Source organism: Eggerthella lenta DSM 2243, assembly GCF_000024265.1.
Lineage (GTDB): Bacteria > Actinomycetota > Coriobacteriia > Coriobacteriales > Eggerthellaceae > Eggerthella > Eggerthella lenta.
Genome location: NC_013204.1, coordinates 1,903,423 through 1,915,139 on the forward strand (window position 1 = coordinate 1,903,423; position 11,717 = coordinate 1,915,139).

The window sequence follows — 11,717 nt, forward strand, 5'->3', positions numbered from 1 at the left end:
GTTCGTTGGCAAATCGGGATGCCGCCGTACTGCTTGCCCGGCTTATTCCGACGTCGCAGTTGAGCCTTCGCCCATGCGCGAAAGGACGATCACCGACAAAACAGGTACGTTCGGTAGCTGAAGAAGCATCGGCGTGCTCGGCTGCCCGCAAGCCGGTATCATTGCTCAAAATTTACCACTTTAGTAGGAATTAATCGAAAGGAGTTGCGAGCATGGGGGAGATGAAGAAGGAAGAGCGGGGCTCGTGGGCTGATCCGAGCGCTCTAGGGTTGTTCGGGCTGGCGATAGTCACGCTCGTGGCCTGTTCTCAAAAACTCGGCATCACCGACGGGACGGCGGCTGTCATGGGGTGGGCCATTTTCCTCGGGGGATGCGCTCAGCTTATCGCCGGATTGATCGATTTGAGGAAGAACAACGCATTCGGCGGCACCGCGTTTATCGCTTACGGGTTGTTTTGGCTTGCCATGGCATTCGGCTGGGCGACGACCAACGGCATGTTCGGCTCTTATGCGGCCGAAACGTTCGATCCGCGCCAAACAGGAGCCGCTTTCGTGGCGTACCTCATCTTGACTGCGTTTATGACCATAGGAGCGCTGCGTACCACGAAAGTGCTGTTCTTCATATTCCTCGCCATTGATTTTCTGTTCGTCGGCTTGGCTCTAAGCGCGTTCGGGGTTGCTCGGGAAGCGACGCATATGCTCGCCGCGATCAGCGAGCTTGTTATTTCGCTCCTCAGCTTCTACTGCGCGGGCGCCAATATCTTGAACAACCACTTCGGGGAGCAATTCCTATCGCTCGGCAACCCCTTCTGGTCGAAAAAATCCTGAATATCAGTATAACTTTACATAAGACATATTATCAATAAAATAGGTAATTGAGGAGCGGTCGGGGGAGTTTGGGCTGGCGAGCATTCGGAAGCAAAAAGCAAAGCGCTGCGGGTTCCGTGCATAACCTGCAGCGCTTTATGCGGTTTCGACAGCGGATAAGATTATCCCCAGGTCGAGGTCGATCCTGCAGCGCCGATCCCGGCATCCGTCACAGCTCCCGCGTAATCGCCGCTTTCCATCATCTCGAGTACTACGGGCATCATCAGATAGAACGAAATCGCATTGAGCGTGAGCGCCACGCCGCACACGGCAACGCCGACGATCGCCGAGCGCTTGAGACGCTGCGCAAGCGCGGATACGTCCGTGCGCTTCTCGATGAGCTTGTTCAGCTTGCGGAGCGCGATGATGGCGCAGGCCAGTCCCACGCCGCTGAGAAGCACGCCGCCGATGAACAGCGACACGGGTCCGGCCACGCTCGCCACCATGACCATCGTCTGAGCCTTTTTCAGCTCGCGAAGGTCGTTCATGTTCGACGACGGAACCGGGACGCCGTTAAGCGTCGTCTGCCGGCTGCGATCGTCAGGCTCGCGCCCGGGATCGCGCCCTTGAGGCGGCTCAGGCGGCCTATGTTCGTTGTCAGTCATGCGCTCTTTCCCTATTTCTCAAAATTTCATAGCCATTGACCTGGGGTTTTGCAAACGAGGCTCTGAGAGCCGTTCTAAGGCCCTATTTCGCCTTCGGACGAGCCCTAGGTCATGGAAATCGCGGTTCTTCAAACCGGATTCGGCGAGTACTATACCACGAAGGTCATCGAGACTTTCTATCCGTCGACAATTCCACACCTGCGGCGCTCAACCGCTTCAAGCTCTCGTCGAGCTCGGCTCGCTGGTACTCGAGCACCGTCTCCTGAGCCCGCACGATGGCCAGCCGCTCGTCGCGCGTCGCCGCGCCGCGGCGCTGCAACTTCACGTAATACTGGATGCCCTCGATCGACAGGCCGCTTTTCCGAAGCGCATCGACGAAGTACAGCTGAGCCACATCCGATTGCGAGAACGTGCGGACGCCGCGCGCATCGCGCGCCAGTTGGGGAAAGAACCCGCATTTGTCGTAGTAGCGAATCGTGAACGCGGAGATGCCCGCCATGTCGGCGACTTCGCTGATGCCGAAGCATGGCAGCGTGTTGTCGGCTTGAGCTCCGTGCTCGCTCGCGTCCATCGATGCCCCTTTCGCTCTTGCTTAGAGTAACTCTAAGTGGGTGGAAGGATCAGGTTCAAAGACTCACGCCGCTGCTGCCGAACCCGCCCGCGCCGCGCTCCGTATCCGGCAGCTCCGCGCACACGTCGAACGCGGCGTCGGGCACGCGCATGACGACGAGCTGCGCTATGCGGTCGCCCCGCTTGATCGCGAACTCGCTCTGCGGATCGAGGTTGACCAGGATGGCCTGGATCTCACCTCGATAGTTGCTGTCGATCAGGCCGGGTGCGTTGACCAGCGATACGCCGTGCTTGATAGCCAGCCCGCTGCGCGGCAGCACGAACCCGGCGTACCCGCTCGGAATGGCCACGGCGATGCCGCATGGGACGAGCTTGCGTTCGAAGGGCTTCAAGATGTCGTCGCAGGTGGCGCGCAGATCTACGCCGGCATCGCCGACGTAGGCGTACGCAGGTACGGGCAGGTCGGGGTCAATCTGCTGCAAAGGAATCGAAACGCGCTCTATCAACGCAATCCCTCCAATGCGGCAGCGAACTCCTCGACGTTGCGGAAGTCCTTGTACACGCTCGCGAAGCGCACGTAGGCGACGTCGTCGAGCTTGGCGAGGCGCACGAGCACCATATCGCCCAGATCCTTCGAACCGATCTCGTTACGGGAGGCGTTGCGCAGCTCCGCTTCGATGCTGTCGATGAGCGAGGCGATCTGCTCGGGCCCGATGGGCCGCTTCGCCGCGGCGTTGAGCAGGCCGCGCATGAGCTTCTGACGGTCGTAGGCCTCCGACGATCCGTCAGCCTTGATGACGATGAGCGGATTGTCGCCCAGGCGTTCGTAGGTGGTGAAACGACGTCCGCATTCGAGGCATTCGCGGCGCCGGCGAATGGCCGTGCCGTCTTCGGAAGGCCTCGAGTCGACCACTTTCGACTCTGGATTGCCGCAGGAAGGACAACGCATACTTGCTCCTTTGCCGATTTTGGGTTCAGCCTAACATACAATATATAGTGGTTCAATCAACATGTCGGATTCGCGCAAAAAACCTGCACGAGAAGCGCTCCTTCCTATCGGACAACGCGCACGTGAGTATCGCCCAGCCCAACCTCCCCTTTCTCCTGCTCGACCTCGAACACCCAGCGCTCGTCCACGAGCGCGTCGAGGAACTGCTCGTCGTGCGACACGAGCACGAGAGCGCAGGCGCAATGACGCAACACGTCCTGCAAGGCCTCGATCGAGCGTATATCCAGATGGTTCGTCGGTTCGTCCATGACGATGAGGCGAGGCGACGAGAGCAGGCTACGCGCGATCATGAGCTTGCGCACCTCTCCCGGGCTCAGCTCCTCGCCGTCGAGCACGCGAGCCGGCGGCGATTCGAGTCGCGCCACGATGGAGAGCACGCGGCCCCGCTCGGCCGTCGGGAGCGCCCGCAGCTCGACGAGCAACGCGCGGACCTCGTCGTCGGGAACCTCCTGCGGAAAGTACGCCACCCACTCCTCCAACGTCACCCGGCGAAGCAAGGCATGGAGCAAGGTGGACTTCCCCGCCCCGTTTTTGCCGACGAGCCCGACTCGATCCTCGTTGCCCAGGTACAGCTCGGGATGATGCAGCATGCGCTCCGGGCCGAGCGGCATGCTGCCTGCGGGGAGGCGGGCGAGCACCTTGCGGGGCGCGGGCGCGGCGTCCAGCTCCAGGGAGCCGCGGCGCTCCTTCTTCGCATCGAGCGCCTCGAGGCGTTTCTCGGCCACGCCTATGCGCTTGTCCATCTGGGACGAAAGCTTGCCCGCCTTGCCGTCCTGTCCCGTATAGACGGCGAGCTTGATCTTCTCCCGCCCGTCGCGGTCGTGCCGGTCGAGATGACGCGCCGAGCGCCGGGCGGCCGATCGAGCGGCCACGGCGGCGCGACGATCTCGCTCGGCCTTGATGCGCGCCAGCTCGCCGCGCGCCTGCCGGCGCTCGGTTCGCACGGTATCTTGGCGCAGCTCGAGCTCCCGGCGCGCCTGGGTGTACGTCCCCGGAATAGCGAGCGCTCGGCCGGCCTCGATGAACACGCACGACCGCACAAGCTTGTCGAGCAGCGCGCGATCGTGCGATACGAGCAGGCCGACGCCCTTGAAGGAGGAGAGCGCCTGCGCGACGAGGGCGCGCGTGGGAGCATCGAGGTGGTTCGTCGGCTCGTCGAGCGCCAGCACCTGCGGTTCTGCGGCAAGCGCGCACGCGATCTGGATGCGCTTGCGCTCGCCATGGGACAGCATAGCGTAGCTCCAGAGCTGCTCGTCCTCGATTTCCAATAGCGAGCGCAGCTTCACCGCCGTCGAACCGTAGTCGCAGGCGAACTCCTCGAGCGTCTCCGGAGGCGTCGCGGTCGATTGCCGGCACACCGCGCCGCGCACGCGGGGCGTCACGGCGCCTTGATCGGGTGCCAGGGTGCCGCAGATGCAGTGCACGAGCGTGCTCTTGCCAGCGCCGTTCGGCCCGACGATGCCCGTCCAGCCGCTCGCAAACGCGAGCGAGACGTCGTCGAGCGCAGGCTGGTCGGCGCCTTCGTAGGTATGGGAAAGATGATGGGCGGTAACGAACATGGCGACCTCCGTTTAAGAGGCGCACGGGTGGCTCTGCTCAGCGTTCGGCGATGCCGATGAAGGAAGGCCGCACGGATCGGAAGAGGAAGAAACGCGAGGCGAAGTCGAGAACGATGACGAAAGCGCACCCGATGCGGCTGATTAATGAATGCAAGGGGTGAAAAAGGGCTTTCGTTATCGCTTCATGTTCCGTTTCTCCTTCGCGAAGCGCCCGTCCGCATGAGGATGCGTCGGCGCGGCATGATTGGCTGCTCGCCCGAGTCTAGCACGCCGCAAGCGGCGCGTAAACCCCCGAACGGACGCGCCTCCGGGGTGGCGGAGGCGCTACGCAGCCGCAGAAACGCAGCATCTGCGGGTTATGGAACGGCCGCGCGGGGCCGGGAAAGGTCTCGGCTAGAACCCTGCGAACAGGCTGGCGAGTGCGAGCGCCGCGAACACGCATCCGCCGACGACCGCCTGCCAGCGCTGCACGCGGCCGAACGCCACGCCTTGCGCCGAACCCGTGCGCACGGCCGAAACGATGGAGGCGCCGTCGCGATCGGGCAGAACCGCATGCTGGGGGAACGCTATGATGCGGGCGCGTCGAGCAGGCGCCGAATCGAGCTTCGGTTGAAGGGCCGACGTTCCCTCGACGGGGCAGTTCATCTCAAAATTCTTCATTTTGTGGCCTCCTGCTCTTGCGTAGAACCTTTGTTCGCGTATATAATAGGTCGAACAAAGGTTCATGTCAATAGAAATTTCATACATTTGTTCGATAGGCGTAGAGGCGACGAAAGGATTACCTATGGCCGAGAAAGTGACGAAGCGCCAGCAAGCGGTGCTCGACTGCATCGAGGAGTGCATTCGGGAGAAGGGATACGGCCCGACCGTGCGCGAGGTCTGCCAGAGCCTCGGCCTCTCCTCCCCCTCCACCGTGCACGTGCACTTGAAGGCGCTCGAGGAGAAGGGCCTCATCAAGCGCGATCCGCTCAAGTCGCGCTCCATCGCCCTCACCTACCAGCTCGAAGACGCCGCGCTGGCCACCAACGTGGTGCAGCCCAGCTTCAGCAACATCGTGAACGTGCCCCTCGTGGGCAACGTGGCCGCCGGCTCCCCCATCCTCGCCGAGGAGAACATCACCGACACCCTGTCGCTTCCCACCGAGATCGTGGGCGACGCCCCGTCGTTCTTGCTCTCCGTGCGCGGCGAGAGCATGATCGAGGCGGGCATCAACGACGGCGACTACGTCGTGGTCAAGGAGCAGCCCGTGGCGAACAACGGCGACATCGTCGTGGCCATCATCGACGACGGGGCCACGGTGAAGCGCTTCTTCAAGGAAAGCGACCATATCCGCTTGCAGCCGGAGAACTCCACGATGGATCCCATCATCACCACCGACTGCGCCATCGCCGGCAAGGTGGTCGCGGTCTTCCGCCGCCTGTAGCGGCGAACCGCACGCTGGTCGTCAGCTTGATCGAACCGCGAAGCCCTGCCGCAATCCGACCGCTTCGGCAAGGCTTTTCCGGCTTTTCCGAACGTGCCGCTGCGCCGGTTCCCGCTTTCGCCGTCCGATAAGGCGCCGCCGCAGACCGGCCGCAAGAACGAAACGCCTACCCTGCGACGAAGCGAGCCGCCCCGGGTCGATGCCCGGGGCGGCTCGCTTACCTTAGAGTTACTCTAACCGACCGTGTAAGGACGGAACATGCTCGCGAACGAAGGAGCCGCCAGCATGACGATGCGCGTGCCCTGCTCCTCATGGGTTTCCGACAGGATGTGGCATCTTTCGTGCGCCACCGACACGAGGTCGCCGCGGTTGTAGGGAATCAGCACGTCGAGATGCTCGTCTTGCGCCGAGGCGACGCGGGCAACGTGCTCCACGAGCTCGCCTACGCCCTCCCCCGTCGCCGCCGATACGAACTGAGCCTGCGGATGGCGCGCTTTAAGGGCGCCGAGGCGCTCCTCGCCGAGCAGGTCGCACTTGTTGAACACGAGCACGCGCGACAGGTCCTGCGCGTGTATCTGCCCGAGCACGTCCTCGACGGCCGCGATCTGCGCCTCGTACTCGTCCGACGAGGCATCCACCACGTGCAGCACGAGGTCGGCGCCCGTGATTTCGTCGAGCGTCGATTTGAACGCCTCGATGAGCGTGGTCGGAAGCTTCTGGATGAACCCGACCGTGTCGGTGACGGTGATCTCGCGGCCCTCGGGAAGCTCGAACTTGCGCGTGGTGGAGTCGAGCGTGGCGAACAGCTTGTCGTACGCCAGCACGTCCGCATTCGTCAGCCGGTTGAGCAGGCTCGACTTGCCGGCGTTCGTGTAGCCGGCCAGCGCCACCTTGAACATGCCGCTTTCGTAACGGCTTTCGCGCTGGACGGCGCGCACCTCGGCCAGATGCTTGAGCTCGCGCTTGATGGACGTGATGCGCTTGCGCACCATGCGGCGGTCGACCTCGAGCTGGCTCTCGCCTTCGCCGAAGCGCGATCCCACGCCGCCGCCCATGCGGTTGGAGGCCAGGTGGGCCCACATGCCGCGCAAGCGCGGCAGCAGGTACTCGTTCTGGGCGAGCCGCACCTGCAGCCGGCCCTCCTTGCTGGTGGCGTGCAGGGCGAAGATGTCGAGGATGAGCGCCGTACGGTCGATGACCTTCACGTCGCGGCCCATCGCCTTCTCGAGGTTCGCCTGCTGGGAGGGCGTCAGCTCGTCGTCGAACACGACGAGGTCGGCCGCGTGGGCGCGCGCAAGCTCGGCCACTTCTTCGGCCTTGCCCGTGCCCACGAACGTACGCGGATTGGGCGCGTCGAGCTTCTGCGTGGTGGTGGCCACCGCGTCGGCGCCTGCCGTATCCACGAGGCGCTCGAGCTCGGCGAGCGACGATGCCAGCGGCCACGTGGAGCCGGGGCGATCCACACCGACGAGCACGGCGCGCTCGCGGCGCTCTTCGGAGATCGGGGTCATGCCCCGCGTGATGACTGATTCGAATTCCGTCATGGATCCAACCTTTCGATGCAGAGACGAGCACGCCGGCATCGGCGTGCGAAGACAGTCGGGAGCGGCGGCGAGCCGCTAGAGAAAGGCGTGCGCTGTCTGCATGATAGGTGCTCCGATCTTGAACGGTTCGACGGCAGGAGTGTGCCCGTGGCTTCGTATCATATCACAAGCGTTCCTTCGTCTGGAGAAACCGTCAGGCAACGCCGTCATCAAGCAGCTCGAGCGCTTCTTCGACGAGCGACGGGATATCGCGCGACGTCGCATCGAGCCACCGGATACGCGCGTCCTTGCGAAACCAGGTGCGCTGCCGCTTCGCGTAGCGGCGCGTGGCCAGCTTGATCCGCTCCACAGCCTCGTCAAGAGAGATGAACCCGTCGAGAGCCTCCACGATCTCCTTGTACCCGATAGCCTGCGGCGCCGTCACGCCTTCGCGAAAGCCCCTGTCGAGCAGCCCTTCCACTTCCGCCACGAGACCCGTCTCCACCATGGCGTCCACCCGCGCGTCGATGCGCGCGCACAGCACGTCGGGATCCACCGCCATGCCGAAGAAGACGGCCGGAACCAACTGCGGGATGTGGGCGAGTTTGGCGCGCTGTTCGGCGTAGGTCGTGCCCTCCTCTAGCAGCTCGAAGGCGCGCACGACGCGCTTGACGTCGGCGGGCGGGATGACGGAGGCGCTGGCCTCGTCGCGCGCCGCCAGCAGCTTCCACAGCGCCTCGGCGCCCTGCTCGCGCGCCAGGGCCTGGTAGCGTTCGCGAACGGGGTTTCCCACCTGCTCGCCTGCGGGAAAGTCGTAGTCGTCGACGGCTGCGCGCACGTAGAAACCGGTACCGCCGGCCAGCACGCAGCGGTTGCCGCGCGCGTCGATGGCACGGAAGCGATCGCGCGCATAGTTCTGGAACAGCGCCGCGGAGAAGGGCTCGCCCGGGTCGACGAGGTCGAACCCGTGATGCGGCACGAGGCGCTCGGACGCGGGAAGCTTGCCCGTGCCGATGTCCATGCCGCGGTAGATCTGCATGGAGTCGGCGCTGATCACCTCTCCGCCCAGCTCGAGAGCCAGCGCTTGGGCGAGGTCGGTCTTGCCGGATGCCGTGGACCCGACGACGCAGACCGCCGGAGCCTTCAGCGGATACGGTGCTCCCCCGCCCGTCGGATCAGCGCCCGTCCGCAGCATCGGGCCCGTCCACGATCTCGCCGGCGAGATACCACGTCTTCGCCTCGTCCACGCGCACGCGCACGGTGCTGCCCGCAAGGTCCTCCGCGCGCACGCCTGCCGGCGCCGGCGCGTGGACGGTCTGGTTCTTCGGACTCTTACCTGCCAGCAGGCGCTCGTCGCGCTTCGACGCGCCTTCCACCAGCACGTCGACCGTGCTTCCCAAATCGCGCTGGTTCGCCTCGAACGCGCGCTGTTGCACGAGATCCACCAAGCGGTCGAAACGCTGCTGGATCACCTCGCGCGGTGTGTCGTCGTCCATGGACGCAGCCGGCGTGCCCTCGCGCTTCGAATAGATGAACGTGAACACCTGGTGGTAGCCCACCTCGTCCACGAGGCGGTACGTGTCCTCGAAGTCCTTGGCGGTCTCGCCGGGGAATCCGACGATGATGTCGGTGGACAGCGCGATGTCGGGTACGGCGTCACGCAGCTTCGCGACAAGCGCGCGGTAATGATCGCGCGTGTAGCGGCGGTTCATGGCCGCAAGCACCGCATCCGAGCCCGACTGCACGGGAAGGTGCAGCGCCGGCATGAGCGAGCGCAGCGTGGCGAACCTGCCGACGACCTCGTCGTTGAGGTCCTTCGGGTGGCTGGTGGCGAACCGCAGGCGCTCGATGCCCGTCTGGTCGAGCGCGTCCAGCACCTGGGCGAAGCGCGGCGAGCCGTACAGGTCGCGCCCGTAGGAGTTCACGTTCTGCCCCAGCAGCGTGATCTCCTTCACGCCGGCGGCCACATAGCGCTCGGCCTCGGCCACGATGTCCTCCAACGGCCGCGACTTCTCGCGTCCGCGCACATACGGAACGATGCAGTACGAGCAGAAGTTGTTGCAGCCGATGGTGATGGGCAGCCATGCCGCCCATTCGTGCTCGCGCGCCGTAGGCAGCTCGGTGGGGAACGATGACGCGGCATCGAGCACCTCCACCTGATGGCTGCCCTCTTCGAGCGCCGCTTCCAGCAAACGCGGCAGCGACCCCAGGTTATGGGTGCCGAAGACCACGTCGAGGTGCTTCAGCTCGTCGACCAGCTTCTCGCCATCGCGCTGGCCGATGCATCCGCCCACAGCGACGATGCGCTTCGACAGCGGCGTGCCGGCGCGCAAGGGGACGTTCTTGAGCGAGGCCACCTGGCCGTACAGCCGCGTGTCGGCGGCTTCGCGCACGCAGCAGGTCATGAACGCCACGACGTCGGCATCCTCGATGGCGTCCACCTGCAGCGCTCCCATGCCCTCGAGCATGCCGGCGATGCGCTCTGAGTCGTGCTTGTTCATCTGGCACCCGAACGTGCGGATGCAGAACGTCAAGTTCGTAAATGGTGTATGCATGGGCTCGTTTTCAGCGAATCTCGGGGACGGGACGGTGGGCATCGTCGCCTAGAGGCTGCGCGACGCCGCGCGTATAGCGCGGATCCACCGTGAAGCGTATGGCAGTGCGGTACTCGCCGTCGATGACGATGTCGGCGAACGACGGTACGCAGGCGATCTCGATGCCGATCGGAGACAGGAAGCCGCGGGAGATGGCGATGGCCTTGACCGCCTGGTTCACCGCACCGGCGCCGACGGCCTGGATCTCGACGCTTACGCCGTCTTTCACCATGCCGGCAATCGCTCCGGCAACGGAGGCGGGCGACGACTTCGATGATACCTTCAAGCAGCCAACGTCTGGCTTTTGTTCGGAAGTGGACATGCCTATCCTTTGTCGTTGGTAGTCCGTGTGGTTCGTCTTGTATGCTGCGTTAGGATTCCGTTGTGCTATAGATAGGTTACTCTTACGCCCTTGCTATTCTACCTATTCGCGGTATGGTGCGCAACCTGCGGGTATGCTGTTATCGAGCAGGTTCGTCATCGTAGCTTTTCAACCGGGATGCGGATGTGCACGCCATCCTTGCCTACGCGCACGTCCGGCTTCACCGCTGATTCCAGGTAGTAGTCGCGCGCCAAATCCGAGAACGCGCATGCTACGCGTCGCGAGAACGATTCGAGGTCTTCGGGCGCGATTCTGAGACCGCGCGCATCTCCCGCCGGCGCCTTCGCCGGCCGCGCGGCCGGCCGCGCGTCGGCCTCCCCTTCGATGCGGACGCGGTTGATCAGCGGCTCGACCGGCGCGATCTCGCCGTCCAGGATGCGGCGTGCGGAGCGCTCCGAGATGACCAGGCCCAGCGCCTCGGCCTCGTCCGCGAAGCTCGCCGGATCCACGGCCACCGACAAGCGCTTGGCCACCGGCAGCTCGGAGGCATCGGCGCAGAACGCGCGCATAGCCGAGGTGAGCGACGACAGTCCGAATGCGTACAGCGTCGCCGCGATGTCGGTGAGCGAACCGAGGTACACGGTGCAATCGTGGCGGCATTCTATGGCGAACTCGCAGGCGGTGCGCAGGATGTTCTTGGGGCCGCGCACCGCGATGCTGCCCGATTCGGTGCGCTCGAACACGGGGAAGCTCGACTGATCGGTCTTCTCGCCGAGCTTGTCGAGGTTCGTCTCCACGAAAAGCGCGGCGCCCTTGCCCGCGTCAGAGGCGACGACGCGGGCCGTCTCGGCGTTGACCGCGATGGAGTACAGCGCCATGCCGCGGCCGTGGATGCCCCACTTGTCCATGTGCATGCTGTCGAGCTTCGACGTGACGCGCGGCTCGAAGATGCGCTCGTGCATGGCTGCCGGCACGCCGTCGCCATCGTCGATCATGACGAGGCGGCGGCGCTGTCCTTCGCGCGACACGGCCAGGAAGATGCTCTTGGCGTGCGCATCGCGGGCGTTGCGCAGCATCTCGATGACGATATCCTCGGTGGAGCGGATGTCGTGCGCGGCCTGCCTACGCTCGGCTTCGGCGCTCCTCAAACGGACGAAGCCATCCCCGAGGTCGGCCTCGACCCGGAGATGGCTGTCGCCGCATACGTTCTCTATGAAGGCTTCCAGCGCTTCGTCGGCCATGCCGC

At 64.4% G+C, this 11,717-nt stretch carries 13 protein-coding genes; 2 read left to right on the forward strand and 11 right to left on the reverse strand.

Annotation, left to right across the window (positions count from 1 at the left end; genetic code table 11):
• Positions 1-212: 212 nt before the first annotated feature.
• Positions 213-827, forward strand: a complete 615-nt coding sequence (locus ELEN_RS08025) for an acetate uptake transporter (protein WP_015760664.1) — start codon at positions 213-215, stop codon at positions 825-827.
• A gap of 161 nt (positions 828-988) precedes the next feature.
• Here the strand turns inward: ELEN_RS08025 and ELEN_RS08030 are convergent, their stop codons facing one another.
• The 6 genes from ELEN_RS08030 to ELEN_RS08055 all read right to left on the reverse strand — a co-directional run bounded on the left by ELEN_RS08030 (position 989) and on the right by ELEN_RS08055 (position 5,269).
• Positions 989-1,471 (reverse strand): hypothetical protein, encoded by a 483-nt coding sequence (locus tag ELEN_RS08030; RefSeq protein WP_015760665.1) that lies wholly within the window; start codon positions 1,469-1,471, stop codon positions 989-991.
• A gap of 163 nt (positions 1,472-1,634) precedes the next feature.
• Positions 1,635-2,042, reverse strand: coding sequence for a MerR family transcriptional regulator (locus ELEN_RS08035; RefSeq protein WP_015760666.1), 408 nt, complete (start codon positions 2,040-2,042; stop codon positions 1,635-1,637).
• A 55-nt stretch (positions 2,043-2,097) separates the two neighbouring features.
• Positions 2,098-2,547 carry a dUTP diphosphatase gene (gene dut, locus ELEN_RS08040; protein ID WP_009307017.1) on the reverse strand — a complete coding sequence of 150 codons (450 nt, stop codon included), beginning with the start codon at positions 2,545-2,547 and terminating at the stop codon, positions 2,098-2,100.
• Complete coding sequence (nrdR, locus tag ELEN_RS08045; protein WP_009307018.1) at positions 2,544-2,990, reverse strand: transcriptional regulator NrdR; 447 nt, start codon at positions 2,988-2,990, stop codon at positions 2,544-2,546. Before nrdR ends, dut begins: the two co-directional genes overlap by 4 nt.
• Positions 2,991-3,094: 104 nt before the next feature.
• A complete protein-coding gene (locus ELEN_RS08050; RefSeq protein WP_015760667.1) occupies positions 3,095-4,609 on the reverse strand; it encodes an ATP-binding cassette domain-containing protein in 1,515 nt (504 codons plus the stop codon).
• Positions 4,610-5,002: 393 nt separating this feature from the next.
• Positions 5,003-5,269 carry a hypothetical protein gene (locus tag ELEN_RS08055; protein WP_015760668.1) on the reverse strand — a complete coding sequence of 89 codons (267 nt, stop codon included), beginning with the start codon at positions 5,267-5,269 and terminating at the stop codon, positions 5,003-5,005.
• A gap of 124 nt (positions 5,270-5,393) precedes the next feature.
• On the opposite strand from ELEN_RS08055, the gene lexA reads away from it, so the two are divergent.
• Positions 5,394-6,032: a transcriptional repressor LexA gene (lexA, locus tag ELEN_RS08060; RefSeq protein ID WP_009307021.1), complete on the forward strand. Its 639-nt coding sequence runs from the start codon at positions 5,394-5,396 to the stop codon at positions 6,030-6,032.
• 233 nt (positions 6,033-6,265) lie between these two features.
• Here lexA and hflX read toward each other — a convergent pair whose 3' ends face one another.
• From hflX to ELEN_RS08085, 5 genes are all read right to left on the reverse strand, one after another.
• The gene (hflX, locus tag ELEN_RS08065; RefSeq protein ID WP_015760669.1) at positions 6,266-7,576 is read right to left on the reverse strand and encodes a GTPase HflX; all 1,311 of its coding nucleotides are present in this window, start codon (positions 7,574-7,576) and stop codon (positions 6,266-6,268) included.
• Positions 7,577-7,769: 193 nt separating this feature from the next.
• Positions 7,770-8,750, reverse strand: coding sequence for a tRNA (adenosine(37)-N6)-dimethylallyltransferase MiaA (miaA, locus tag ELEN_RS08070; protein WP_015760670.1), 981 nt, complete (start codon positions 8,748-8,750; stop codon positions 7,770-7,772).
• A complete protein-coding gene (miaB, locus tag ELEN_RS08075) occupies positions 8,731-10,110 on the reverse strand; it encodes a tRNA (N6-isopentenyl adenosine(37)-C2)-methylthiotransferase MiaB (protein ID WP_015760671.1) in 1,380 nt (459 codons plus the stop codon). Before miaB ends, miaA begins: the two co-directional genes overlap by 20 nt.
• A 10-nt stretch (positions 10,111-10,120) precedes the next feature.
• On the reverse strand, positions 10,121-10,471 hold the full coding sequence (locus tag ELEN_RS08080; protein WP_009608622.1) for a stage V sporulation protein S: 351 nt from the start codon (positions 10,469-10,471) through the stop codon (positions 10,121-10,123).
• Positions 10,472-10,626: 155 nt separating this feature from the next.
• Positions 10,627-11,712, reverse strand: a complete 1,086-nt coding sequence (locus ELEN_RS08085; RefSeq protein ID WP_015760672.1) for an ATP-binding protein — start codon at positions 11,710-11,712, stop codon at positions 10,627-10,629.
• Between the last annotated feature and the right edge of the window lie 5 nt (positions 11,713-11,717).

Bases quoted from the DNA above. Each gene is read 5' to 3' on its own strand.
- ELEN_RS08055 (WP_015760668.1), bottom strand. From the start codon at position 5,269: ATGAAGAATTTTGAGATGAACTGCCCCGTCGAGGGAACGTCGGCCCTT.
- miaA (WP_015760670.1), bottom strand. From the start codon at position 8,750: ATGCTGCGGACGGGCGCTGATCCGACGGGCGGGGGAGCACCGTATCCG.
- miaB (WP_015760671.1), bottom strand. From the start codon at position 10,110: ATGCATACACCATTTACGAACTTGACGTTCTGCATCCGCACGTTCGGG.
- ELEN_RS08035 (WP_015760666.1), bottom strand. From the start codon at position 2,042: ATGGACGCGAGCGAGCACGGAGCTCAAGCCGACAACACGCTGCCATGC.
- nrdR (WP_009307018.1), bottom strand. From the start codon at position 2,990: ATGCGTTGTCCTTCCTGCGGCAATCCAGAGTCGAAAGTGGTCGACTCG.
- ELEN_RS08080 (WP_009608622.1), bottom strand. From the start codon at position 10,471: ATGTCCACTTCCGAACAAAAGCCAGACGTTGGCTGCTTGAAGGTATCA.
- ELEN_RS08025 (WP_015760664.1), top strand. From the start codon at position 213: ATGGGGGAGATGAAGAAGGAAGAGCGGGGCTCGTGGGCTGATCCGAGC.
- ELEN_RS08050 (WP_015760667.1), bottom strand. From the start codon at position 4,609: ATGTTCGTTACCGCCCATCATCTTTCCCATACCTACGAAGGCGCCGAC.
- ELEN_RS08085 (WP_015760672.1), bottom strand. From the start codon at position 11,712: ATGGCCGACGAAGCGCTGGAAGCCTTCATAGAGAACGTATGCGGCGAC.
- lexA (WP_009307021.1), top strand. From the start codon at position 5,394: ATGGCCGAGAAAGTGACGAAGCGCCAGCAAGCGGTGCTCGACTGCATC.
- ELEN_RS08030 (WP_015760665.1), bottom strand. From the start codon at position 1,471: ATGACTGACAACGAACATAGGCCGCCTGAGCCGCCTCAAGGGCGCGAT.
- hflX (WP_015760669.1), bottom strand. From the start codon at position 7,576: ATGACGGAATTCGAATCAGTCATCACGCGGGGCATGACCCCGATCTCC.